This window comes from Pseudomonas sp. UBA6310, assembly GCF_002438225.1.
Lineage (GTDB): Bacteria > Pseudomonadota > Gammaproteobacteria > Pseudomonadales > Pseudomonadaceae > Pseudomonas_O > Pseudomonas_O kuykendallii.
This window is the reverse complement of record NZ_DJTK01000043.1, coordinates 72917-95952: the sequence shown is the minus strand read 5'-3', so window position 1 is coordinate 95952 and position 23036 is coordinate 72917. Positions and strand designations below refer to the sequence as shown.

The window sequence follows — 23036 nt, the reverse complement described above, 5'->3', positions numbered from 1 at the left end:
TCTATCGACCGTTCGTCCGTCAGCCGCTATTTGCGCAGCAGCCGCATGCCGTTCAGCACCACCAGCAGGCTGACGCCCATGTCGGCAAACACCGCCATCCACAAGGTCGCGTGGCCGGTCAGGGTGACCAGCAGGAACACCGCCTTGATTCCCAGCGCCAGTGCGATGTTCTGCTTGAGCACGGCCGCGGTCTGCCGCGACAGGCGCACGAATGCCGGAATCTTGCGCAGGTCGTCGTCCATGATCGCCACGTCGGCGGTCTCGATGGCGGTGTCGCTGCCGATCGCCGCCATGGCGAAGCCGATGTCGGCGCGCGCCAGCGCCGGTGCGTCGTTGATCCCGTCGCCGACCATGCCGACGCTGCCGGATTTGCCCAGCAGCGCCTCGATGGCCGCCAGCTTGTCGCTCGGCAACAGCTCGCCGCGAGCCTCGTCGATGCCGGCCTGGCGCCCGATGGCGGCCGCGGTATGGGCGTTGTCGCCGCTGAGCATCAGGGTGCTGACGCCCAATGCGTGCAGCTCGCGGATCGCCTCGCGGCTGCTCGGCTTGAGCGTATCGGCCACGGCGAACAGCGCCAGCGGACGCTGCTCGTCGCACAGCAGCACCACGCTCTTGCCCTCGCGCTCCAGCACGTCGAGGCGCGCTTCCAGCTCGGCCGAACACAGCCCCAGCTCTTCCACCAGGCGGTGATTGCCCAGGTGCAGCAGTTGCCCGTCGATGCGCCCGCGCACCCCGCGCCCGGCCAGCGCGGCGAATTCCTCGACGTCCCGCAGCGGCTGGTTCTCGCCATGCCGGGCGATGGCCTGCGACACCGGATGGTCCGAACGTGCCGCCAGGCTCAGCGCGAGACCGACGACGGTCACCGGATCGGCATCCACCAGCAGATGCTGATCGGTCAGCTGCGGCTTGCCGTAGGTCAGCGTGCCTGTCTTGTCCAACGCCAGGTGGCTGAGGTGGCGACCGTTCTCCAGGTAGGCGCCGCCCTTGATCAGGATGCCCTTGCGCGCCGCCGCGGCGAGCCCGCTGACGATGCTCACCGGGGTGGAAATCACCAGCGCGCAGGGGCAGGCGACCACCAGCAGCACCAGCGCACGGTAGATCCATTCCAGCCACTGGCCGTCGAACAGCGGCGGCAGCAACGCCACCGCCAGCGATAGCAGCACCACCGCCGGGGTGTAGAGGCGCGAGAAGCGGTCGACGAAACGCTGCGTCGGCGCGCGCATGCCCTGGGCCTGCTCGACGGCCTGGATGATCCGCGCCAGCGTGCTGTTGCTCGGCTCGGCGGTGACCCGGTACTCCAGCGCGCCATCGCCATTCAGAGTGCCGGCGAACAGCGCGTCACCGACGGCCTTCTCCACCGGCAGGCTCTCGCCGGTGATCGACGCCTGGTTCACGCTGGACTGGCCGACGAGGACTTCGCCATCCAGGCCGATGCGTTCGCCAGGACGAACGCGCACCTGGCTGCCCAGCGCCACCTCGGCCACCGGCGTGCTCTGCCAGGTGCCGTCGGGCTGGCGTACCGTCGCCGTTTCCGGCGCCAGTTCGAGCAGCCCGCCAATGGCATTGCGCGCGCGATCGAGGGACTCCGCCTCGATCAGCTCGGCAACGGCGAAGAGGAACATCACCATCGCCGCCTCGGGCCACTGGCCGATGAGGATCGCTCCGGTCACCGCGATGCTCATCAGCGCGTTGATGTTGAGGTTGCGGTTCTTCAGCGCGATCCAGCCCTTCTTGTAGACCTCCACTCCGCTGAGCAACACGGCGGCCAGGGCGATCAGCGCCACCAGCCATTCGGGCGCCAGGTCGGCGAAATGCAGCACTTCGGCGGCAATCGCGGCGACACCGGCCAGCGCCAGCTTGATGCCCTTTCCACTTGCCGGCGCCACCTGCGGCGCCGGTTCGCCCGTCGTGGCCACCTGCGGCGTGAAGCCCAGCTCGCGAATCGCCTGCAGCGCCGGCTGCAGCGCCTCCGGTTCGTGGCCTAGGGTGAGTACGCGCTGCATCAGGTTGAACTGCAACGCCGTGATGCCGGGCATGCCGCCGAGCTTGTCGGTGATCAGGCGCTCCTCGGTCGGACAGTCCATCTGCGCGATGGCGATCCGCGTGGTGGTCGCCGCCAACGGTTCGGCGCGCATGCCCAGCTCGGCGATCGCGTCGCGGATCGTCGCTTCCGGCAGTGCCGTGTGCCACACGCCGAGTACGCGCTTGAGCAGGTTGAACTCCAGGCGCTGCACCTCGGGCAACTTGCCGAGGCGCCCGCGGATCAGGCTTTCCTCGGTCGGGCAATCCATCTGCTCGATGCGGAAACGGCTCAGTTGGCCGGTCGCCACGCCACGCTCGTGCTCGTGATCGTGATCGTGATCGTGATCGTGATCGTGATCGTGGCGATCCTGAACGTCCTGTCGGTCCGCGGAGGGTTTTCCGCAGGCGTGGTCACCGCAACACTGGGTCATCTCGGTTCTCCGGATGGGGTATGGTGCGCAGTGAACACCCTGTAGCCACTACAGGGTCAAGCGACCTGGAGGCCTCATGAAAATCGGTGAACTGGCGCGGCAGACCCACTGCCCCGTGGAAACCATCCGCTACTACGAACGTGAGGGCCTGCTGCCGCTTCCCGCCCGCAGCGAAGGCAATTACCGGGTTTACGGCCCGCTACACAGCGAGCGGCTGACCTTCATCCGCAACTGCCGCACGCTGGACATGACCCTTGACGAGATTCGTCGCCTGCTTGAATTCCGCGATCAGCCGCAGAACAACTGCGAAGCCTTCAACGAGTTGATCGACGAGCACATCGAGCACGTTGCCGCCCGCATCGCCGGCCTGCAGGCGCTCCAGGTGCAACTGGTGGAACTGCGCCGCAGTTGCGCGGAAGGCGGCGAAATCGAACGCTGCCAGATCGTCCGCCAGCTCACCGAAGCCAGCATCAACGTGGAGGAGGCTCCGTCCCACGTCGGCCGTTCGCACCAGCACTGAGGTCATCACTCAGGGGCAGACCCGACAGGTTTCATGCGTATTGGTTGGAATCGAATTCAAACTGATGCCAGGCACACATCAATCCATGCGAAATACGCACTTATCATTTCAAGATGTGTCAGCCAACATCGAGGATTCCAATAATCGTGCGCTCCCCTGCGCATGGACAAAAACGCTGGAGAATACCCATGCAGGATTCGATGAAATCCGCGGCAACTTCCGCGCGGGCAAAAATCGCCGCCGTATTCCGAGTCACTTCGGGCAACTTCCTCGAACAGTTCGACTTCTTTCTGTTCGGCTTCTACGCCAACCACATCGCCGCCGCGTTCTTCCCGTCATCCAGCGAATTCGCCTCGCTGATGATGACCTTCGCCGTGTTCGGCGCAGGCTTCCTCATGCGTCCCCTGGGCGCGGTGATCCTCGGCGCGTACATCGACGACGTCGGCCGCCGCAAGGGGCTGATCGTGACGCTCTCGATCATGGCCAGCGGCACGCTGCTGATCGTGATGGTGCCGGACTACTCCAGCATTGGCCTGGTGGCACCGCTGCTGGTGCTCATCGGCCGACTGCTTCAGGGCTTCTCGGCCGGTGCGGAACTGGGCGGGGTATCCGTGTACCTGGCCGAGATCGCTACGCCCGGGCGCAAGGGTTTCTATACCGCCTGGCAGTCCGGCAGCCAGCAGGTGGCGATCATCGTCGCCGCGGCGCTGGGTTACGCGCTGAATCAGGGAATGGCGGCGAGCGACGTGGCGGCCTGGGGCTGGCGCATTCCCTTCGCGATCGGCTGCATGATCGTGCCGTTCATCTTCCTGCTGCGCCGCAACCTGAAGGAAACCGAGGAATTCACCGCGCGCCGCCACCGTCCGACGATGCGCGAAGTGTTCCGCACGCTGATGCAGAACTGGGTCACCGTGGTGGCCGGCATGCTGATGGTCGCGATGACCACCACCGCCTTCTACCTGATCACCGTCTACGCGCCGACCTTCGGCAAGAACGTGCTCGAGCTGAGCACCGCGGATGCCTTGCTGGTGACGCTGCTGGTGGGGGTATCGAACTTCATCTGGCTGCCGATCGGCGGCGCGCTGTCTGATCGCATCGGGCGCAAGCCGGTGCTGGTCGCCATGACCGTGATGGCCATCGTCACCGCCTACCCGGCGCTGTCGTACCTGGCGCAGGCGGCGAGTTTCGCGCACATGCTCGAAGTGCTGCTGTGGTTGTCGTTCCTCTACGGCATGTACAACGGCGCGATGATTCCGGCGCTCACCGAAATCATGCCGGTGGAAGTCCGCGTCGCCGGTTTCTCCCTGGCCTACAGCCTGGCGACCGCCGTATTCGGCGGCTTCACCCCGGCTATCTCCACCGCGCTGATCCACGCCACCGGCGACAAGGCAGCGCCCGGCTACTGGATGACCTTCGCCGCCCTCTGCGCATTGCTGGCGACGCTGTACATGTACCGGCGCATCTCCTCGCAACCGCAGTTGGCGGTCTGAACGCGGGCCTGCCGGGTGGCAATCAGCCCGGCAGGCGCTTCATCTCCCGCACCAGGCGTTCCAGTTCCAGCGCGGCCGGTGTCAGCGAGTGCCCCCGGCGCTTGATCAGGCCGACATTGCGTAGCACCTCCGGCTCCACCAGCGGCACGCTCGCCAGCAAGGGGTGCCCGGCCATCGGCATGGCGATGGACGGCACCGCCGCCACGCCCAGCCCCGCCTCCACCAGACCGATCATGGTGGTCACATGGCGGGTTTCGCAGATCCCGGCCTTCTCCGGACGGACCTTGACCAGCGCCTGATCCAGCAGGAAACGGTTGCCGGAGCTCTTGCCCAGGGTGATGTAGTCCTGCCGGTACATCTCGTCCCAGCTCACCTGCGCCGCTTCCGCCAACGGATGGTCGCGACGACAGGCCATCACGTAGCGTTCCTGCAGCAGCAGCTCGAAGGCGATGGCCGGATCCAGCGCGCCGGTGAAACTCAGGCCGAGATCCGCTTCGCCGCTGGCCACCGCGTCCTGTACCTCGCTGGCGCTGGCATCCAGCACGTGCACCTTGGTCCGTGGATACAGGCGGTGGTACTCGGTCACCACCTGCGGCATGAAGTAGTAGGCGGTGGACGGCACGCAGGCGATGGTGACGTTGGCCAGGCGGTTCGAGGCGACGCCGGTGATGCCGAGCAAAGCGACTTCCAGGTCATCCAGCAGGCGTTCGACATTCGGCATGAACGCGCGCCCGGCCATGGTCAGGCTGACCTTGCGCGTGGTGCGCTCGAACAGCTTCACGCCGAGCGCGGTTTCCAGCTTTTCGATGCGCCGGCTGAGCGCCGGCTGCGAGATGCGGATGGCCTCGGCGGCCTTGCGAAAGCTGCCCTTCTCGACCACCGCGCGAAAGGCCTGGAGATCATTGAGATCGAAGTTGATGTTCATAGAGCGCCAGAACGGTTCGGGGAGGCGGCGGCAGCCGGGCGGTGGAATCCGCCAATGCTGTCCGCACGCCTCCAGACTTCACTCCACGGTGACCGATTTCGCCAGGTTGCGCGGCTGGTCGACGTCGGTGCCCTTGAGCACGGCTACGTAGTAGGACAGCAGCTGCAGCGGCAAGGTATAGAGGATCGGCGCGAGGATGTCGTGAATGTGCGGCATGCTGACCACGTAGGTGCCTTCGCCGTTGTCGATACCGGCCTTGATGTCGGCGAACACCACCAGTTGGCCGCCGCGCGCGCGGACTTCCTGCAGGTTGGACTTGAGCTTCTCCACCAGCTCGTTGTTCGGCGCCACGGTGACCACCGGCATGTCGCTGTCCACCAGCGCCAGCGGGCCGTGCTTGAGCTCGCCGGCCGGGTAGGCTTCGGCGTGGATGTAGGAGATTTCCTTGAGCTTGAGTGCGCCCTCCATCGCCACCGGGTACTGCGCGCCGCGACCCAGGAACAGCGTGTGGTGCTTCTCGGCGAAGAGTTCGGCGACCTTCTCAACGGTCTTGTCCATGCCCAGCGCCTCGCCGAGGCGGGTCGGCAGGCGGCGCAGCTCGTCCACCAGTTCGGCCTCGACGGTCGCCGACAAGCCGCCGCGCACGCGGCCCAGCGCCAGGGTCAGCAGCAGCAGGGCGACCAGCTGCGTGGTGAACGCCTTGGTCGACGCCACGCCGATCTCCGGCCCGGCCTGGGTCAGCAGGGTCAGGTCGGATTCGCGCACCAGCGAACTGGTGCCGACGTTGCAGATCGCCAGGCTGGCCAGGTAGCCGCCGGCACCGGGGGCAAGCTGCTTGGCGTTGCGCAGCGCGGCCAGGGTGTCGGCGGTTTCGCCGGACTGCGAAATGCTGACGAACAGGGTGTCCGGCTGCACCACCACCTTGCGGTAGCGGAACTCGCTGGCGACTTCGATCTGGCAGGGAATCCCGGCCAGTTCCTCGAGCCAGTATCGGGCGACCATGCCGGCGTGATAGCTGGTGCCGCAGGCGACGATCTGCACGTTGCGCACCTGGGCGAACAGCGCCTCGGCCTGCGGGCCGAAGGCCTCGACCAGCACGTGGTCGAGACCCAGGCGACCTTCCAGCGTGCGCTGCACGACCTTGGGCTGCTCGTGGATTTCCTTGAGCATGAAGTGCCGGTAGGCGCCCTTGTCGGCGGCTTCCGCGCCTTCGTGGTACTGCACCTGCTCGCGCTGCACCGGCTGGCCGTCGAGATCCCAGATCTGCACGGAATCACGGCGGATCTCGGCGATGTCGCCCTCCTCCAGGTACATGAAGCGGTCGGTCACCTGGCGCAGCGCCAACTGGTCGGAGGCGAGGAAGTTCTCGCCCAGACCCAGGCCGACCACCAGCGGGCTGCCGCTGCGGGTGGCCAGCAGGCGGTCCGGCTGCCTGGCGCTGATCACCGCCAGGCCGTAGGCGCCGTGCAGTTCCTTCACCGTCGCCTTGAGCGCATCGGCCAGGTCGCCCAGCGCGTCCAGGTGATGGTGCAACAGGTGCACGATGACTTCGGTGTCGGTCTCGGAGGTGAAGAGGTAGCCCATGTCCTTGAGACGCGCACGCAGCGGCTCGTGGTTCTCGATGATGCCGTTGTGCACCAGCGCCAGGTCGTTGCCGGAAAAATGCGGGTGCGCGTTGCGCTCGCTGGGCACGCCGTGGGTGGCCCAGCGGGTGTGGGCGATGCCCAGCCGGCCATTCAGCGGTGCTGCGGCCAGGGCCTGCTCCAGTTCGCTGACCTTGCCCGGCCGGCGCACGCGCTGCAATGTGCCGTCGCCGTCGAGCAGGGCCACGCCGGCGCTGTCGTAACCGCGGTATTCCAGGCGTTTCAGGCCCTCGACGAGGACCGGCAGGATATTGCGTTCGGCGACGGCGCCAACGATGCCACACATATGTTTCTCTCCTATTTGTCGCTGGCGGCGGCAAGGATCAGCCGCACGCCAAGGGATTCGATGCGATCACGCGCCTCGGCGGTGAGGCGCGTGTCGGTGATCAGGGTATGCACGCTGCTCCAGGGCAGCTCGAGGTTCGGCATGCGCCGGCCGATCTTGTCCGACTCGACCATCACGATCACCTCGCGGGCGACCTCGGCCATCACCCGGGACAAGCCCAGCAACTCGTTGAAGGTGGTGGTGCCGCGCTCCAGGTCGATGCCATCGGCGCCGATGAACAGCTGGTCGAAATCATAGGAACGCAGCACCTGTTCGGCGACCTGGCCCTGAAAGGACTCGGAATGCGGGTCCCAGGTGCCGCCGGTCATCAGCAGTACCGGCTCGTGCTCCAGTTCGCGCAGGGCGTTGGCCACGTTCAGCGAATTGGTCATCACCACCAGGCCCGGCTGACGCCCGAGCGCACCGATCATCGCCGCCGTGGTGCTGCCGCTGTCGATGATGATGCGTGCATGCTCACGGAGGCAGGCGACCGCGGCGCGGGCAATCGCGCGCTTGTAGGGCGATACCGGCTGCGCATCGTCGACGATCAGTTCCTGCGGCACCGGCACCGCGCCGCCGTAGCGACGCAGCAGCAGGCCATTCTTCTCCAGCGCCGTGAGGTCCTTGCGGATGGTCACTTCGGACGTAGAGAAACCTTTGGCCAACTCGTCCACGCTGACTTCTCCCGACTCGGCGAGCAGAGCCAGGATGGCGTGACGACGTTGCGGCGTGTTGCGCTTCGACATTCGTTAGTTTCGTTTCGAAATTAAAGTCGTCGAATCAAAACCTAACGAAGCTTTCACGTCAACCACAGAAATGAAAAAAGGCGGCCAACGCCGCCTTCTCATCATCGATCAGGTTACTTCTTCACTTTCACCGGCCGCTTCCAGCCTTCGATGTTGCGCTGCTTGGCGCGCCCAACGGCCAGCGTATTTGCCGGCACGTCCTGGGTCACCACCGAACCCGCGCCCGTGGTGGCACCGTCGCCGAGGCTCACCGGGGCGACCAGTGCGCTGTTGGAACCGACGAATACATCCTCACCCATCCGCGTGCGTGACTTGTTGGCACCGTCGTAGTTGCAGGTGATGGTGCCGGCGCCGATGTTGCTGCGCGCACCGATCTCGGCATCGCCGAGATAGCTCAGATGACCGGCCTTGGCACCGTCCCCCATGACGGCATTCTTCAATTCGACGAAGTTGCCGACATGGGCCTTCGCACCCAGCACGCTGCCCGGACGCAGCCGCGCGAACGGGCCGCAATCGGCGCCCTCGCCCAGTTCGGCGCCATCCAGATGGCTGTTGGCCTTGACGATCGCTCCCTTGCGCAGCGTGCTGTTGCGGATCACGCAGTTCGGTCCGATCTCTACGCCCTCTTCGATCAGCACGCGGCCTTCGAGAATCACGTTGATATCGATGAGCACGTCGCGGCCGACGCTGACGTCGCCGCGCACATCGAAACGCGCCGGATCACGCAGCGTGACACCCTCGGCCATCAGGCGACGTGCCGCACGCTGCTGGTAATGACGTTCCAGTTCGGCCAGCTGGATGCGGTCGTTGGCGCCCTGCACCTCCATCGCGTCCAGCGGCTGTTCGGTGGCGACGGTGAGCCCGTCGGCGACCGCCATGGCGATCACGTCGGTGAGGTAGTACTCGCCCTGCGCGTTGCTGTTGGACAGCCGGCTCAGCCAGCCGCCGAGGCGTTTGCCGGGCACCGCGAGGATGCCGGTATTGCCTTCCTTGATCGCGCGCTGCTCGGGCGTTGCGTCCTTGTGCTCGACGATGGCGCTCACCGCCCCCACGGCGTCACGGACGATGCGCCCGTAGCCGGTCGGGTCGCCGAGCTCCACGGTAAGCAGCGCCAGGTGTTGGTCATCCACCTTCTGCAACAGGCGCTGTAGGGTGCCGACTTCGATCAGCGGGACGTCGCCATAGAGGATGAGCACGCGCTCGGCGGACAGCGCCGGCGCCGCCTGGGCCACGGCGTGGCCGGTGCCGAGCTGTTCACGCTGCATGACGAAACTGAGGTCGTCCGCGGCGAGCCGCTCGCGCACCGCATCCGCGCCGTGCCCGATGACCACGTGGATGCCCTGCGGCTGCAACTGGCGCGCGCTGTCGATGACATGCCCGAGCATCGGTTTGCCGGCTACCGGGTGCAGCACCTTGGGCAGTGCCGAACGCATGCGCGTACCTTGGCCGGCGGCGAGAATCACGACTTCAAGGGACATGCAGGGACCTCCGGGAGCAAAGGGAAACGGCGCGACCTTAAGACAGCCAGATCATGCCGGCAACAGCGTTCGGAAAAGACGCAAACAAAAAGGGGTAGCCGAAGCTACCCCTGATTGTCGAAACGGATTCACTCAGCGTTTGGCTCTGGCGCGCAACTGCTGGATGGTCCGCAACTGGGCGGCGGCTTCGGCGAGCTGGGCCGAAGCCGAGCCGTAGTCGAACTCCGCGCTCTTATCGTTCAGAGCCTGCTCGGCGGCCTTGACGGCCTCCTGGGCGGACGCTTCGTCGAGGTCGCCAGCGCGCTGCACGGTGTCGGCAAGAACCTTGACCATGTTCGGCTGGACTTCGAGAAAACCGCCGGAGATGTAGAACACCTCCTCTTCGCCGCCCTGCTTGACCAGACGGATCGGACCCGGCTTCAGGTCGGTGATCAAGGGTGCGTGGCCCGGCGAAATACCCAGGTCACCCAGGTTGCCGTGCGCAATCACCATTTCCACCAGACCGGTGAAGATTTCGCCTTCCGCGCTGACGATATCGCAATGGACTGACATAGCCATTAGGTAGCCTCGCGTGGGCGCCCGTCACCGGGCGCTCCCGATTACAGTTTCTTGGCTTTCTCGATGACTTCTTCGATGCCACCAACCATGTAGAACGCTTGTTCCGGCAGGTGATCGTAGTCGCCGTTGAGGATCCCTTTGAAACCAGCGATGGTGTCCTTCAGGGAAACGTACTTGCCCGGCGAGCCGGTGAAGACTTCGGCCACGAAGAACGGCTGGGACAGGAAACGCTGGATCTTACGAGCGCGGGATACCAGTTGCTTGTCGGCTTCGGACAGCTCGTCCATGCCGAGGATAGCGATGATGTCCTTCAGCTCCTTGTAGCGTTGCAGGACGTACTGCACGCCACGAGCGGTCTCGTAGTGTTCGGCACCGATCACGTTCGGGTCCAGCTGACGCGAGGTGGAGTCGAGCGGATCGACCGCCGGGTAGATACCCAGCGAAGCGATGTCACGGGACAGAACCACGGTGGCGTCAAGGTGGGCGAAGGTGGTCGCCGGCGACGGGTCGGTCAGGTCATCCGCGGGGACATAGACGGCCTGGATCGAGGTGATCGAACCCGACTTGGTGGAAGTGATGCGTTCCTGCAGAACACCCATTTCCTCAGCCAGGGTCGGCTGGTAACCCACTGCGGACGGCATACGGCCGAGCAGCGCGGATACTTCGGTACCGGCCAGGGTGTAACGGTAGATGTTGTCGACGAACAGCAGAACGTCGCGACCTTCGTCACGGAACTTCTCGGCCATGGTCAGGCCGGTCAGCGCCACGCGCAGCCGGTTGCCCGGCGGCTCGTTCATCTGGCCATAGACCAGGGCCACTTTGTCGAGAACGTTGGAGTCCTTCATCTCGTGGTAGAAGTCGTTCCCTTCACGGGTACGCTCGCCCACACCGGCGAACACGGAGTAGCCGCTGTGCTCGATGGCGATGTTACGGATCAGCTCCATCATGTTGACGGTCTTGCCGACACCGGCGCCGCCGAACAGACCGACCTTGCCGCCCTTGGCGAACGGGCAGACCAGGTCGATGACCTTGATGCCGGTTTCCAGCAGCTCGTTGCCGCCAGCCTGCTCCGCGTAGGACGGCGCAGCGCGGTGGATACCCCAGCGCTCTTCTTCGCCGATCGGGCCCGCTTCATCGATCGGATTGCCGAGGACGTCCATGATCCGGCCCAGGGTTTTCACCCCAACCGGAACCTGGATGCCAGCACCGGTGCTGGCGACGTCAAGACCGCGCTTGAGGCCTTCGGTCGAACCCATGGCGATGGTACGGACGATGCCGTCGCCCAGCTGCTGCTGGACTTCCAGGGTGGTTTCCGCGCCTTGTACCTTCAGCGCGTCATAGATGTTCGGGACCTGATCGCGCGGGAATTCCACGTCGATGACGGCGCCGATGATTTGAACGATACGTCCGCTACTCATCTTTGGTTCCTCTGAATTTTGAACCGTTAAACCGCGGCAGCGCCGCCGACGATTTCCGAGATTTCCTGAGTGATCGCTGCCTGACGCGCCTTGTTGTAGATCAGCTGCAATTCGCTGATCAGATCACCGGCGTTGTCGGTGGCGTTCTTCATCGCGATCATCCGTGCGGCTTGCTCGGCCGCATTGTTCTCGACCACCGCCTGGTAGACCTGCGACTCCACGTAGCGCACCAGCAGGCCTTCCAGCAACTGCTTGGCATCGGGTTCGTAGAGGTAGTCCCAGTGGTGCTTCAACTCCTGACTGTCCTCGGCGACCAGCGGAATCAACTGCTCCACGGTCGGCTTCTGGGTCATGGTGTTGACGAACTTGTTGGAGACCACGTACAGCCGGTCGATACGGCCTTCGAGGTAGGCATCCAGCATGACCTTGACGCTGCCGATCAAGTCATTGATCGAAGGCGCTTCGCCCAGGTTGCTGATCGCCGCTACCACGTTGCCGCCGTAGCTACGGAAGAACGACGCACCCTTGCCCCCGATCACCGCCAGATCGATCTCCGCGCTTTTCTCGCGCTGGGCGCTCATGTCCTTGACCAGAGCCTTGAACAGGTTGGTGTTCAAGCCGCCGGCAAGACCACGGTCGGAGGTGACGACGATATAGCCGACACGCTTGACCTCACGCTCGATCATGAACGGGTGCAGGTATTCCGGATTGGCGTTGGCCAGATGGCCGATCACCTGCCGAATGCGCTCGGCATAAGGACGGCTGGCAGCCATGCGCTGTTGTGCTCTGCGCATCTTGCTGACCGCCACCTTTTCCATGGCGCTGGTGATCTTTTGCGTGCTTTTGATGCTCGCAATCTTGCTGCGAATCTCTTTTGCGCCTGCCATTTCACACCTATGGGGTTAGCAGGCGGGGCCTTTCGACCCCGCTGCGGCTTACCAGGTTTGGGTGGCCTTGAACTTCTCGATGCCGGCTTTGATGCCTTTATCGATTTCGTCGTTGAAGTCACCCTTCTCGTTGATCTTCGCCATCAGATCGGCGTGATCACGGTTGAAGTAGGCAATCAGCGCAGCTTCGAAGCTACCGATCTTGGCCAGCTCGACGTCGGTCAGGAAACCACGCTCGGCGGCATACAGCGACAGCGACATTTCGGCGATGGACATCGGCGCGTACTGCTTCTGCTTCATCAGCTCGGTAACGCGCTGACCATGCTCGAGCTGCTTGCGAGTGGCTTCGTCCAGGTCGGAAGCGAACTGGGCGAAAGCCGCCAGTTCACGGTACTGCGCCAACGCGGTACGAATACCACCGGAAAGCTTCTTGACGATCTTGGTCTGGGCAGCGCCACCCACGCGGGATACCGAGATACCGGCGTTGACGGCCGGACGGATACCCGAGTTGAACATCGCCGACTCAAGGAAGATCTGGCCGTCGGTGATCGAAATCACGTTGGTCGGAACGAACGCGGAAACGTCGCCGGCCTGGGTTTCGATGATCGGCAGCGCGGTCAGCGAACCGGTCTTGCCAGTCACGGCGCCGTTGGTGAACTTCTCGACGTACTCTTCGGAAACGCGGGAAGCGCGCTCCAGCAGACGGCTGTGGAGATAGAACACGTCGCCCGGGTAGGCTTCGCGGCCCGGCGGACGGCGCAACAGCAGGGAGATCTGGCGATAGGCGACAGCCTGCTTGGACAGATCGTCATAAACGATCAGGGCGTCTTCGCCGCGGTCACGGAAGTACTCGCCCATGGTGCAGCCGGCGTAGGGAGCCAGGAACTGCAGTGCTGCGGATTCCGAAGCACTCGCCGCCACAACGATGGTGTTGGCCAGGGCGCCGTTCTCTTCCAGCTTGCGCACCACGTTGGCGATGGTCGACTGCTTCTGACCGATGGCGACGTAGACGCAGCGGATGCCGCTGTTCTTCTGGTTGATGATGGCGTCGATGGCCAGAGCGGTCTTGCCGATCTGACGGTCACCGATGATCAGCTCGCGCTGGCCACGGCCTACCGGGATCATCGCATCGACCGATTTGTAGCCGGTCTGTACCGGCTGGTCGACCGACTTACGCCAGATCACGCCCGGCGCGACCTTCTCAACCGCGTCGGTAGCGACGTTGTTGAGCGGGCCTTTGCCATCGATCGGGTTACCCAGGGCATCGACCACGCGACCCAGCAGTTCCGGACCGACCGGAACCTCGAGGATGCGGCCGGTGCACTTGGCGCTCATGCCTTCTTGCAGGCCGAGGTAGCTACCCAGAACGACGGCGCCGACGGAGTCTTGTTCCAGGTTAAGCGCCATACCGTAGACGCCACCGGGGAACTCGATCATCTCGCCGTACATGACGTCGGCCAGGCCGTAGATGCGCACGATACCGTCGGAAACGCTGACGATGGTGCCTTCGTTACGGGCTTGGGAAGAGACGTCGAGTTTCTCGATACGCCCCTTGATGATTTCACTTATTTCGGAAGGATTGAGTTGCTGCATTGCTCTGCTGCCCCTTCAAACTCAGGATTTCAACGCTTCGGCCAGTTTCGCGAGCTTGCCGCGAACCGAGCCATCGATAACCAGGTCGCCTGCGCGGATCACGACACCACCGATGAGGCTGGCGTCTTCCGCAGCGTGCAATCGCACTTCCCGGCTGAGCCGAGCGCTGAGAACCTTGGCGAGTTTGTCTTGCTGTTCGGCGCTCAATGCGAAGGCACTGGTCACGTCCACATCGACCGACTTCTCCTGCTCGGCTTTGTACAGCTCGAACAGTTCGGCGATTTCCGGCAAAAGCGCGAGGCGCTCGTTTTCGGCAACGATATGGATGAAGTTCTGTACCTGAGCATCGAACTTGTCGCCGCACACCTCGACGAAGGTGGCGGCCTTTTCTGTACTGGTCAGACGCGGAGCCTTGAGCACGCTCTGCATGCGCGCGTCTTGCGACACCGCTGCAGCCAGGCCGAGCATGGCCGACCAGGCGGCCAGCTGCTGATGGGCCTGGGCATGCTCGAAAGCAGCCTTGGCATAAGGTCGGGCCAGCGTGGTCAATTCTGCCATGATCGCCCTCGCTTAGATTTCGGCAGCCAGTTTATCAACCAGCTCCGCATGCGCGTTTCGATCGATTGTGGCACCCAGGATCTTCTCGGCACCGCCGACGGCCAGGCTACCCAGTTGGGCACGCAGCGCGTCCTTGACACCGTTGATTTCCTGCTCGATCTCGGCCTGAGCCTGAGCCTTGACGCGCTCAGCTTCGACGCGGGCCTGATCACGGGCTTCGTCGACGATCTGGGTCGCGCGCTTCTTGGCTTGCTCGATGATCTCGGCTGCCTGAGTCTTCGCCTCGCGCAGTTGCTCGCCCACTTTCTCTTGGGCCAGCTCCAGGTCGCGAGTCGCACGATTGGCAGCGTCCAGACCTTCTGCGATCTTCTTCTGGCGTTCGCGCAAAGCCGTGATGACCGGAGGCCACACGAACTTCATGCAGAACAGCACGAAGATGAAGAACGCAACGGACTGGCCAATCAGGGTTGCATTAATGTTCACGCCAACACCTCGCTCGTTCGTTGTCCATCAAACCGGTTCACTCGAAAGAAGACGAGTGATCAGCCGGCGATTTGACCAACGAAGGGGTTCGCGAAGGTGAAGAACAGAGCGATACCAACGCCGATCATGGTCACGGCGTCGAGCAGGCCGGCGACGATGAACATCTTGACTTGAAGCATCGGGACCATTTCCGGTTGACGCGCAGCGCCTTCCAGGAATTTGCCACCCAGCAGACCGAAACCAATGGCGGTACCCAGGGCACCCAGGCCAATCAGCAGTGCAACGGCAATAGCGGTAAGACCAACTACAGTTTCCATTTTTCCTCCGACTCTTATGTCGACTTGGTTAGGGGTTTTAGATGAAGCGGTAAAGCGAACAATCAGTGGTTATCTTCGTGCGCCATCGAAAGGTAGACGATCGTCAGCATCATGAAGATGAACGCTTGCAGGGTGATGATCAGGATGTGGAAAACCGCCCACGCCCACTGCAGCACCACACCCAGGCCACTCAGCCAAAGCAGACCGCTGCCGAACATCACGGCGATCAGGATGAATACCAGCTCGCCGGCATACATGTTGCCGAACAACCGCAGGGCCAGCGAAATCGGCTTGGCCACCAGGGTTACGAATTCGAGCAGGAAGTTGACCGGGATGAGGATGACCTGCACCGCGATGTTCTTGCTGCTGAAAGGATGCAGGGTCAGTTCACCAATGAAGCCGCCGATGCCCTTGACCTTGATGCTGTAGAAGATGATCAGCGCGAACACCGACAGGGCCATGCCCAGGGTAGCGTTCGGATCGGTAGTCGGAACCGCGCGGAAGAAGATGTGCTCGTTTCCGGAGATCGCCATCGCCGCATGCGGGATCCAGTCGACCGGGATCAGGTCGATGGCGTTCATCAGGAAGATCCAGACGAAGATCGTCAGGGCCAGCGGAGCGATCAGCGGGTTGCGACCGTGGAAGGTGTCCTTGACGCTGCCGTCGACGAACTCGACCAACACTTCGACGAAGTTCTGCAGGGCGCCTGGCTGACCGGAGGTCGCCTTGCTGGCAGCCATGCGGAACAGCAGAACGAAAATCACACCCAGCGCAACCGACCAGCCCAGGGTATCCAGGTGGAATGCCCAGAAGCCCATTTCCTTGGCTTCCTGAGCGGTGTGGGCGAGGCCCCAGTCACCGCTCGGCAGGCGCCCGAAGGTCAGGTTCTGCAGGTGGTGCTGAATGTAGCCCGAAGCGTTTTCTGCTGCCATGTTTGCCTCAACGCGTTAATTCGTAAGTCGTTTTCTCATCAGCAGGGGAGAAAACCAGCCGACCGTCTGGGTCAGCAGGAACACGCCGAATAAGGCCAGCGGTTCCAGCGGTTTCACACCTGCGAACGTCAGCGCAAAGAGCACCGCCGTCAGAATCAGTTTTCCGGCCTCGCCGGCGTAGAACGACCGGACGATGGCTTGTGCGGCCCGCGCCCCGCTGAAGCGGAACGCCTTGTGAGCGAAATACAGGTTGGGTAGCCATACGATCAGACCACCGCAGAGTCCCGAGTAACCGGCTACCGATCCTCGTGAAAGCCAGAGTAACGAAGCGGCGATCAGCAGCAGGACCAGTTGGGCGATCAACACCGGAAAAACCGGCAGGCGATGGAGGGGCAGGCGTTGTGGCGTGCGGGCATCCATCGCAAACGTCCTCTGGAAGGTCGGCGTCCGTTAAATCAACGACTTGGCATATTTCATGCCGACCAAAATGCGCGCAGAGTATAGGGGCGCTTCCCTACCCGTTCAACTGCCGGGTAGTGATTTCCGACTACCCGCTACACGTCATGCATAAGCATTTGTTTCAGCGGATATGAGCCAGTACGCCCTGCAATTCATCCAGCGAGTTGTAGCGGATTACCAGCTGACCTTTGCCCTTCTGTCCGTGCTTGATCTGCACGGGAGAGCCCAGCCGCTCTGCGAGGCGCTGTTCCAGACGGCTGATGTCCGGATCGGCTTTGGGCTTCTCGGCGGCCTGTGGTTTGTCGCTCAGCCACTGCCTCACCAGAGCCTCGGCCTGGCGAACCGTCAGACCGCGTGCGACAACGTGTCGCGCAGCTTCTAGCTGGCGGTCGGCCGGCAATCCGAGCAATGCCCGGGCGTGCCCCATTTCCAGATCGCCATGGGCGAGCAGGGTCTTGATCTCTTCCGGCAGGGCGATCAGGCGCAACAGGTTGGTCACGGTGACCCGCGATTTGCCCACGGCCTCGGCGACCTGCTGCTGGGTCAGCTGGAATTCCTGCTGCAGGCGCTGCAGGGCAAAGGCTTCCTCGATCGGATTGAGGTCCTCGCGCTGGATGTTCTCGATCAGCGCCATCGCCACTGCGGCCTCGTCGCTGACGTCGCGCACCATGGCCGGGATCTTTTCCAGATTGGCCTGCTGGCTGGCACGCCAGCGACGCTCGCCGGCAATGATTTCGTAACGACCACCGTCGATGGCACGCACCACGATCGGCTGCATCACGCCCTGGGCCTTGATCGATTGCGCCAGTTCTTCCAGTGCGGCGGGGTCCATGTCGCGACGCGGCTGATACTTGCCGCGCTGAATCAGGTCGAGCGGGAGGTGATGCAGCTCGCGGTTTTCCACCTGGGCGGCTTCTTCCTGCATGGCGGCGATGCTGGTTCCGCCCAGCAGGGCGTCCAGTCCGCGTCCGAGACCTCGTTTCTTGATGGCCATGCCAGTTCCTTATGCTTGTGTGGCGGGCGCCGCTGCGGTGCGTCCGGCGCTGCGCTGACGGCGTGCCAGCTCGCCGGCCAGCGCCAGGTAGGCCAGGGCGCCACGCGATTGCTTGTCGTAGACCAGCGCCGGCATGCCGAAGCTGGGCGCCTCGGCGAGACGGACGTTGCGCGGGATCACCGTGTCGTAAAGCGTGTCGCCGAAATGCTCCTTGAGCTGGGCGGACACGTCGTTGGTCAGGCTGATGCGCGGGTCGTACATGGTGCGCAGCAACCCTTCGATCTTCAGCGACGGGTTGAGCATCTTGCCGATGCGCTGGATCGAGTTGATCAGGTCGGTCAGCCCTTCCAGCGCGTAGTACTCGCACTGCATGGGGATGATCACGCCATCGGCGGCGACCAGCGCGTTGACGGTGAGCATCGATAGCGAAGGGGGGCAGTCGATGAGGATGTAGTCGTAGTTCTCGCGGACCGGGGCCAACGCCTCGCGCAGGCGATTCTCCTTGGCCGGCATATCCAGCAGGGCCACTTCGGCGGCCGTCAAGTCGCGGTTGGCCGGCAGCAGCTGGTAACCGCCGTGTTCGGAGAACTGCATGGCTTCGACCAGGCTGCATTCGCCGATCAACACGTCGTAGATCGAATGTTCGAGACCGAGCTTGTCCACGCCGCTGCCGGTGGTGGCATTGCCCTGCGGATCGAGGTCGATGAGCAGCACCCGGCGCTTGGTGGCCACCAGCGAGGCCGCCAGGTTGATGCAGGTCGTGGTCTTGGCGACACCGCCTTTCTGGTTGGCGATGGCGAGAACTTTAGCCATTGTCGGTGTCGGTCCGGGTCATGAGGAGCGGCGCAGTATCAGCAGATGGCGCTGGCCTTGGCAACCGGGAACCTTGAGCACGTGGGTTGCAGCGAGGCGGAAGTCGTCCGGCAGCGCCTGCAGCTCGTCATCGGGATGCACGCCTTTCATTGCCAGCCAGCAGGTCGATGCATCGCCCAGATGGCGCGTCCAGTTGGCGAAATCGTCCAGGGCACTGAAGGCGCGGGAGCAGATGCCGTCGAACGGCCGCTCGGGCGTGAACGCCTCGACGCGACCCTGCACCACATCCAGGTTGCTCAGGCCGAGCTCGAGTTTCACCTGGGTGAGGAAGCGGGTCTTCTTGCCGTTGGAGTCGAGCAGGGTGAAATGGCGGTCAGGAAACAGGATCGCCAGGGGAATGCCGGGCATGCCGCCGCCGCTGCCGACGTCCAGCCAGCGCTCGCCAGCGTCGGCCACGAAGGGCACAACGCTGAGGCTGTCGAGCAGATGACGCGAAACCATCTCGTCCGGATCGCGCACCGCCGTCAGGTTGTAGGCCTTGTTCCACTTGATGAGCAGCGCAAGGTAACCGAGCAGCCGGCGTTGCTGCGACGCGTCGAGCGCCACACCGAGTTGCTCGGCCCCCCGGGAAAGCTCCAGCGCCTGATGATCGGTGACCGCCATCAGGCGCTCTGTTCCAGCTGGCGGCCAGCGCCGCGCTTTTTCAGATGGATCATCAGCAGCGACACGGCCGCCGGCGTCACGCCGGGGATACGCGAGGCCTGGCCGAGGGTTTCCGGGCGGGCCTGGCCGAGCTTGTGCTGGATTTCCTTGGACAGCCCGGAAATCCCGGCGTAGTCGAGGTCGTCGGGCAGGCAGATGTTCTCGCTGGCACGCAGGCGGGCAATTTCTTCCTGCTGGCGATCGATGTAGCCGGCGTACTTGGTGCGGATCTCAATCTGCTCGGCGACCTGCGGATCGATCACGCCTTCGCCGGTGATCTCGATCAGCCCGGCGTAGTCGATTTCCGGGCGGCTGAGCAGGTTGAGCAGGTTGTATTCGTGGGCGAGCGGTGTTCCGAAGCGCGCGGCGACGGCGTCACCCTGCGGGGTGTTCGGCCGGACCCAGGCGCTTTTCAGGCGCTGTTCTTCCTGCTCGATCGCCTCGCGCTTGGTGCAGAACGCGGCCCAGCGCGCGTCGTCGATCAATCCCAGTTCGCGGCCCTTCTCGGTGAGGCGAAGGTCCGCGTTGTCTTCACGCAGGATCAGTCGGTACTCGGCGCGCGAAGTGAACATGCGGTACGGCTCTTGGGTACCCAATGTGATCAGGTCGTCGACCAGCACGCCGATGTAGGCCTCGTCACGACGCGGGCACCAGGCGTCTTTGCCCTGCGCACGCAGCGCGGCGTTGGCACCGGCGAGCAGGCCCTGGGCACCAGCTTCTTCGTAGCCCGTGGTGCCATTGATCTGGCCGGCGAAGAACAGCCCGCCGATGACCTTGGTCTCCAGGCTGTACTTGAGATCGCGCGGATCGAAGTAGTCGTACTCGATGGCGTAGCCCGGACGCACGATGTGCGCGTTTTCCATCCCGCGGATGCTCTGCACGATCTGCAACTGGACGTCGAAGGGCAGCGAGGTGGAGATGCCGTTCGGGTACAGCTCGTGGGTGGTCAGGCCTTCCGGCTCGAGGAACACCTGGTGGCTGTCCTTGTCGGCGAAGCGATGGATCTTGTCCTCGATCGACGGGCAGTAGCGCGGGCCGATCCCTTCGATAACGCCCGAGTACATCGGCGAGCGATCCAGGTTGGCGGCGATGATCTCGTGGGTGCGCGCATTGGTATGAGTGATCCAGCAGCTGACCTGCGCCGGATGCTGTTCCTTCGAACCGAGGAACGACATCACCGGAACCGGCGTATCGCCAGGCTGCTCGGTCATCACCGAGAAATCCACCGAGCGACCGTCGATGCGCGGCGGCGTGCCCGTCTTCAGCCGACCGACGCGCAGCGGCAGTTCCCGCAGGCGCTTGGCCAGGGACATCGACGGCGGGTCGCCGGCGCGGCCGCCGGAGTAGTTCTGCAGGCCGATGTGGATAAGTCCGCCCAGGAAGGTGCCGGTGGTCAGCACCACGGACTCGGCGAAGAAACGCAAGCCCATCTGGGTGACCACGCCCTTGACCTGCTCGTTCTCGACGATCAGGTCGTCGCAGGCCTGCTGGAATATCCACAGGTTAGGCTGGTTTTCCAGAACCTCACGCACCGCGGCCTTGTACAGGATGCGGTCGGCCTGGGCGCGCGTGGCGCGCACCGCGGGGCCCTTACGGCTATTGAGCACACGGAACTGGATGCCACCCTTGTCCGTTGCCTGCGCCATCACGCCGCCGAGGGCGTCGATTTCCTTCACCAGATGGCTCTTGCCGATCCCGCCGATGGCCGGGTTGCAGCTCATCTGGCCGAGGGTTTCGACGTTATGGGTCAGCAGCAGGGTTTTCACCCCCATGCGGGCGGCAGCCAGCGCTGCTTCGGTACCGGCATGGCCGCCACCGATGACGATCACGTCGAAACGGGAAGGGTAATCCACCACGCACCTCGTGCCTGTTGAGATTGGGAAATCAGGGAGCCGGCAAGTATAGGGAGTTAGGTTGGCTGAATGAAGCCTTTTGCACAAAATTTAGCCAATCGGTTCACCCGGAGAAAGCGAGTGGCTCGTGAGTCCGGCTAACAAGAATAAATAGAGATGAATTTATAAAGCTTGTTTTCTATGTTTATTCTTACTGGCGCCATTTTCTGTGGATAAAGTGCTACAAGCCACGCCAATCCTGATGTACAGCGTTCGTGAAACTTGTGCCCTGGCTGCGTGAAAGCAGGGGTTAGGTTGATCGTAACCTGTGTATTAAACCTCTACTTATGCACAGGTGAGTTTATCCTCCGCTTTGGAGGCGCGTTACCTACAGGGCACATTCAGGGTTATCCACAACGCTCATGGCCGAAAAATGGGCGGCCGAATACCGTCCCGACACGGCGAGACCGCAACCTTCCGGGGGTTACTTGCCGATGCAGAAGCTGGAAAAGATCCGACCGAGGAGGTCGTCGGAGCTGAACGCACCGGTGATTTCGCCGAGTGCCTGCTGCGCCAGGCGCAGGTCTTCCGCCAGGAGCTCGCCGGCGCCTGCCAGGGTCAGCTGGGCGCGTCCATGTTCAAGGTGGCTGGACGCCTGGCGCAGTGCCTCGAGGTGACGCCGACGGGCGCTGAAGCTGCCCTCGGACAGTTGCTGGTAGCCCATGCAGGCCTTCAGGTGTTCGCGCAACAGCTCGAGGCCGTCGCTGGAGCGCGCGGACAAGGCGATGCTGACGTGGCCATCCTCGGCGACCGACAGTGCGCTGGGCTCGCCGGAAAGATCGGCCTTGTTGCGGATCAGCGTCACCTTGTCCGCCGCCGGGCGCACGTCGAAGAACTCCGGCCAGAGTGCGAACGGATCGCGCGCTTCCGGCGTGCTCGCATCCACCACCAGCAGCACACGATCGGCCTCGCTGATCGCCTTCACCGCGCGTTCGACGCCGATCTTCTCGACCTGGTCGTCGGTAGCGCGCAGGCCGGCGGTGTCGATCACGTGCAGCGGCATGCCATCAATGTGGATATGTTCACGCAGCACGTCGCGCGTGGTGCCGGCGATGTCACTGACGATCGCCGTCTCGCGGCCGGCGAGGGCGTTGAGCAGGCTCGACTTTCCGGCGTTGGGTCGGCCGGCGATGACCACGTTCATGCCGTCGCGCAGCAAAGCGCCCTGACTGGCTTCCCGGACGACCTGCTGCAGGTGTTCGCGCACGGCATCGAGTTGCCGCAGTACGTGGCCATCGGCGAGGAAGTCGATTTCTTCCTCCGGGAAGTCGATTGCCGCTTCGACATAGATGCGCAGCTGGATCAGGCTCTCGGTCAGGCCGTGCACGCGTTTCGAGAACTCACCCTGCAGCGAACGCAACGCGTTGCGTGCCGCCTGTTCGGAACTGGCCTCGATCAGGTCGGCAATCGCCTCGGCCTGCGCCAGATCGAGTTTGTCATTGAGGAAGGCGCGCTCGCTGAACTCGCCCGGGCGCGCCTGGCGGGCGCCCAGTTCGAGGCAGCGTCTGAGCAGCAGGTCGAGAATCACTGGGCCTCCATGGCCCTGGAGTTCGAGCACGTCTTCGCCGGTAAAGGAGTTCGGCCCCGGAAAGAACAGCAGCAGGCCTTCGTCGATGACCTGGCCGGCTTCGGCGAGGAACGGACCGTAATGCGCATGTCGTGGCCGCGGTTCTCGGCCGAACAGCGCGACCGCCATGCGCCGCGCCTGCGTACCCGAAACCCGCACGATACCCACCCCGCCGCGTCCGGGTGCCGTGGCGACGGCGGCGATGGTTTCACGGGGTGTGGACATTCGGACTCTCCAGATAGCAAGACGCCCCATAAATGGGGCGTCTCGTTCAACAGGTGCG

The 23036-nt window shown here is 63.7% G+C and carries 22 protein-coding genes; 3 read left to right on the top strand and 19 right to left on the bottom strand.

Features of this window, described 5'->3' with window-relative positions:
• Positions 1-26: 26 nt before the first annotated feature.
• Positions 27-2291: a heavy metal translocating P-type ATPase gene (locus B3E91_RS10175; protein ID WP_414708235.1), complete on the bottom strand. Its 2265-nt coding sequence runs from the start codon at positions 2289-2291 to the stop codon at positions 27-29.
• A gap of 24 nt (positions 2292-2315) precedes the next feature.
• Here B3E91_RS10175 and B3E91_RS10170 point away from each other — a divergent pair, with 24 nt between their 5' ends.
• The 3 genes from B3E91_RS10170 (at position 2316) to B3E91_RS10160 (ending at position 4463) form a co-directional block, all read left to right on the top strand.
• Positions 2316-2498 carry a hypothetical protein gene (locus tag B3E91_RS10170; RefSeq protein WP_282339174.1) on the top strand — a complete coding sequence of 61 codons (183 nt, stop codon included), beginning with the start codon at positions 2316-2318 and terminating at the stop codon, positions 2496-2498.
• Positions 2499-2529: 31 nt separating this feature from the next.
• Positions 2530-2973 (top strand): Cd(II)/Pb(II)-responsive transcriptional regulator, encoded by a 444-nt coding sequence (cadR, locus tag B3E91_RS10165; protein WP_282339173.1) that lies wholly within the window; start codon positions 2530-2532, stop codon positions 2971-2973.
• Between the two features lie 188 nt (positions 2974-3161).
• On the top strand, positions 3162-4463 hold the full coding sequence (locus B3E91_RS10160) for an MFS transporter (RefSeq protein ID WP_282339172.1): 1302 nt from the start codon (positions 3162-3164) through the stop codon (positions 4461-4463).
• 22 nt (positions 4464-4485) lie between these two features.
• On the opposite strand, the gene B3E91_RS10155 is transcribed toward B3E91_RS10160, so the two are convergent.
• The 18 genes from B3E91_RS10155 to mnmE form a co-directional block, all read right to left on the bottom strand.
• Positions 4486-5388, bottom strand: coding sequence for a LysR family transcriptional regulator (locus tag B3E91_RS10155; protein WP_282339171.1), 903 nt, complete (start codon positions 5386-5388; stop codon positions 4486-4488).
• A gap of 78 nt (positions 5389-5466) precedes the next feature.
• Entirely contained in the window at positions 5467-7317 is a 1851-nt protein-coding gene (gene glmS, locus B3E91_RS10150; protein ID WP_282339170.1) for a glutamine--fructose-6-phosphate transaminase (isomerizing), read from the bottom strand.
• Between the two features lie 11 nt (positions 7318-7328).
• Positions 7329-8102 carry a DeoR/GlpR family DNA-binding transcription regulator gene (locus B3E91_RS10145; protein ID WP_273233893.1) on the bottom strand — a complete coding sequence of 258 codons (774 nt, stop codon included), beginning with the start codon at positions 8100-8102 and terminating at the stop codon, positions 7329-7331.
• A 113-nt stretch (positions 8103-8215) separates the two neighbouring features.
• The gene (gene glmU, locus B3E91_RS10140; RefSeq protein ID WP_273233892.1) at positions 8216-9580 is read right to left on the bottom strand and encodes a bifunctional UDP-N-acetylglucosamine diphosphorylase/glucosamine-1-phosphate N-acetyltransferase GlmU; all 1365 of its coding nucleotides are present in this window, start codon (positions 9578-9580) and stop codon (positions 8216-8218) included.
• 132 nt (positions 9581-9712) lie between these two features.
• Positions 9713-10138: a F0F1 ATP synthase subunit epsilon gene (locus B3E91_RS10135; RefSeq protein ID WP_273233891.1), complete on the bottom strand. Its 426-nt coding sequence runs from the start codon at positions 10136-10138 to the stop codon at positions 9713-9715.
• A 41-nt stretch (positions 10139-10179) separates the two neighbouring features.
• Positions 10180-11556 (bottom strand): F0F1 ATP synthase subunit beta, encoded by a 1377-nt coding sequence (gene atpD / locus B3E91_RS10130; protein WP_090231446.1) that lies wholly within the window; start codon positions 11554-11556, stop codon positions 10180-10182.
• A 26-nt stretch (positions 11557-11582) separates the two neighbouring features.
• The gene (atpG, locus tag B3E91_RS10125) at positions 11583-12443 is read right to left on the bottom strand and encodes a F0F1 ATP synthase subunit gamma (RefSeq protein WP_090231445.1); all 861 of its coding nucleotides are present in this window, start codon (positions 12441-12443) and stop codon (positions 11583-11585) included.
• A gap of 48 nt (positions 12444-12491) precedes the next feature.
• Complete coding sequence (gene atpA / locus B3E91_RS10120; protein WP_282339169.1) at positions 12492-14036, bottom strand: F0F1 ATP synthase subunit alpha; 1545 nt, start codon at positions 14034-14036, stop codon at positions 12492-12494.
• A 21-nt stretch (positions 14037-14057) separates the two neighbouring features.
• Entirely contained in the window at positions 14058-14594 is a 537-nt protein-coding gene (locus tag B3E91_RS10115; RefSeq protein WP_273234923.1) for a F0F1 ATP synthase subunit delta, read from the bottom strand.
• A 12-nt stretch (positions 14595-14606) separates the two neighbouring features.
• A complete protein-coding gene (locus B3E91_RS10110) occupies positions 14607-15077 on the bottom strand; it encodes a F0F1 ATP synthase subunit B (RefSeq protein ID WP_090231442.1) in 471 nt (156 codons plus the stop codon).
• 59 nt (positions 15078-15136) lie between these two features.
• A complete protein-coding gene (atpE, locus tag B3E91_RS10105) occupies positions 15137-15394 on the bottom strand; it encodes a F0F1 ATP synthase subunit C (RefSeq protein ID WP_003097235.1) in 258 nt (85 codons plus the stop codon).
• A 62-nt stretch (positions 15395-15456) separates the two neighbouring features.
• The gene (gene atpB, locus B3E91_RS10100) at positions 15457-16326 is read right to left on the bottom strand and encodes a F0F1 ATP synthase subunit A (protein ID WP_090231441.1); all 870 of its coding nucleotides are present in this window, start codon (positions 16324-16326) and stop codon (positions 15457-15459) included.
• 15 nt (positions 16327-16341) lie between these two features.
• On the bottom strand, positions 16342-16746 hold the full coding sequence (locus B3E91_RS10095) for a F0F1 ATP synthase subunit I (RefSeq protein WP_287029317.1): 405 nt from the start codon (positions 16744-16746) through the stop codon (positions 16342-16344).
• 160 nt (positions 16747-16906) lie between these two features.
• Positions 16907-17779 (bottom strand): ParB/RepB/Spo0J family partition protein, encoded by an 873-nt coding sequence (locus tag B3E91_RS10090; protein WP_287029316.1) that lies wholly within the window; start codon positions 17777-17779, stop codon positions 16907-16909.
• A 9-nt stretch (positions 17780-17788) separates the two neighbouring features.
• Positions 17789-18592 carry a ParA family protein gene (locus B3E91_RS10085; protein ID WP_287029315.1) on the bottom strand — a complete coding sequence of 268 codons (804 nt, stop codon included), beginning with the start codon at positions 18590-18592 and terminating at the stop codon, positions 17789-17791.
• A gap of 18 nt (positions 18593-18610) precedes the next feature.
• Positions 18611-19258: a 16S rRNA (guanine(527)-N(7))-methyltransferase RsmG gene (gene rsmG / locus B3E91_RS10080; RefSeq protein ID WP_273234949.1), complete on the bottom strand. Its 648-nt coding sequence runs from the start codon at positions 19256-19258 to the stop codon at positions 18611-18613.
• Positions 19255-21147 carry a tRNA uridine-5-carboxymethylaminomethyl(34) synthesis enzyme MnmG gene (gene mnmG, locus B3E91_RS10075; protein ID WP_287029314.1) on the bottom strand — a complete coding sequence of 631 codons (1893 nt, stop codon included), beginning with the start codon at positions 21145-21147 and terminating at the stop codon, positions 19255-19257. The genes rsmG and mnmG overlap by 4 nt, the downstream gene beginning before the upstream one ends.
• 463 nt (positions 21148-21610) lie before the next feature.
• The gene (mnmE, locus tag B3E91_RS10070; protein WP_287029313.1) at positions 21611-22978 is read right to left on the bottom strand and encodes a tRNA uridine-5-carboxymethylaminomethyl(34) synthesis GTPase MnmE; all 1368 of its coding nucleotides are present in this window, start codon (positions 22976-22978) and stop codon (positions 21611-21613) included.
• Between the last annotated feature and the right edge of the window lie 58 nt (positions 22979-23036).

Bases quoted from the DNA above. Each gene is read 5' to 3' on its own strand.
- B3E91_RS10090 (WP_287029316.1), bottom strand. From the start codon at position 17,779: ATGGCCATCAAGAAACGAGGTCTCGGACGCGGACTGGACGCCCTGCTG.
- B3E91_RS10135 (WP_273233891.1), bottom strand. From the start codon at position 10,138: ATGGCTATGTCAGTCCATTGCGATATCGTCAGCGCGGAAGGCGAAATC.
- B3E91_RS10175 (WP_414708235.1), bottom strand. From the start codon at position 2,291: ATGGATTGCCCGACCGAGGAAAGCCTGATCCGCGGGCGCCTCGGCAAG.
- B3E91_RS10115 (WP_273234923.1), bottom strand. From the start codon at position 14,594: ATGGCAGAATTGACCACGCTGGCCCGACCTTATGCCAAGGCTGCTTTC.
- B3E91_RS10160 (WP_282339172.1), top strand. From the start codon at position 3,162: ATGCAGGATTCGATGAAATCCGCGGCAACTTCCGCGCGGGCAAAAATC.
- B3E91_RS10095 (WP_287029317.1), bottom strand. From the start codon at position 16,746: ATGGATGCCCGCACGCCACAACGCCTGCCCCTCCATCGCCTGCCGGTT.
- mnmE (WP_287029313.1), bottom strand. From the start codon at position 22,978: ATGTCCACACCCCGTGAAACCATCGCCGCCGTCGCCACGGCACCCGGA.
- B3E91_RS10155 (WP_282339171.1), bottom strand. From the start codon at position 5,388: ATGAACATCAACTTCGATCTCAATGATCTCCAGGCCTTTCGCGCGGTG.
- atpD (WP_090231446.1), bottom strand. From the start codon at position 11,556: ATGAGTAGCGGACGTATCGTTCAAATCATCGGCGCCGTCATCGACGTG.
- atpG (WP_090231445.1), bottom strand. From the start codon at position 12,443: ATGGCAGGCGCAAAAGAGATTCGCAGCAAGATTGCGAGCATCAAAAGC.
- atpE (WP_003097235.1), bottom strand. From the start codon at position 15,394: ATGGAAACTGTAGTTGGTCTTACCGCTATTGCCGTTGCACTGCTGATT.
- B3E91_RS10145 (WP_273233893.1), bottom strand. From the start codon at position 8,102: ATGTCGAAGCGCAACACGCCGCAACGTCGTCACGCCATCCTGGCTCTG.
- glmS (WP_282339170.1), bottom strand. From the start codon at position 7,317: ATGTGTGGCATCGTTGGCGCCGTCGCCGAACGCAATATCCTGCCGGTC.
- atpB (WP_090231441.1), bottom strand. From the start codon at position 16,326: ATGGCAGCAGAAAACGCTTCGGGCTACATTCAGCACCACCTGCAGAAC.
- glmU (WP_273233892.1), bottom strand. From the start codon at position 9,580: ATGTCCCTTGAAGTCGTGATTCTCGCCGCCGGCCAAGGTACGCGCATG.
- cadR (WP_282339173.1), top strand. From the start codon at position 2,530: ATGAAAATCGGTGAACTGGCGCGGCAGACCCACTGCCCCGTGGAAACC.
- B3E91_RS10085 (WP_287029315.1), bottom strand. From the start codon at position 18,592: ATGGCTAAAGTTCTCGCCATCGCCAACCAGAAAGGCGGTGTCGCCAAG.
- atpA (WP_282339169.1), bottom strand. From the start codon at position 14,036: ATGCAGCAACTCAATCCTTCCGAAATAAGTGAAATCATCAAGGGGCGT.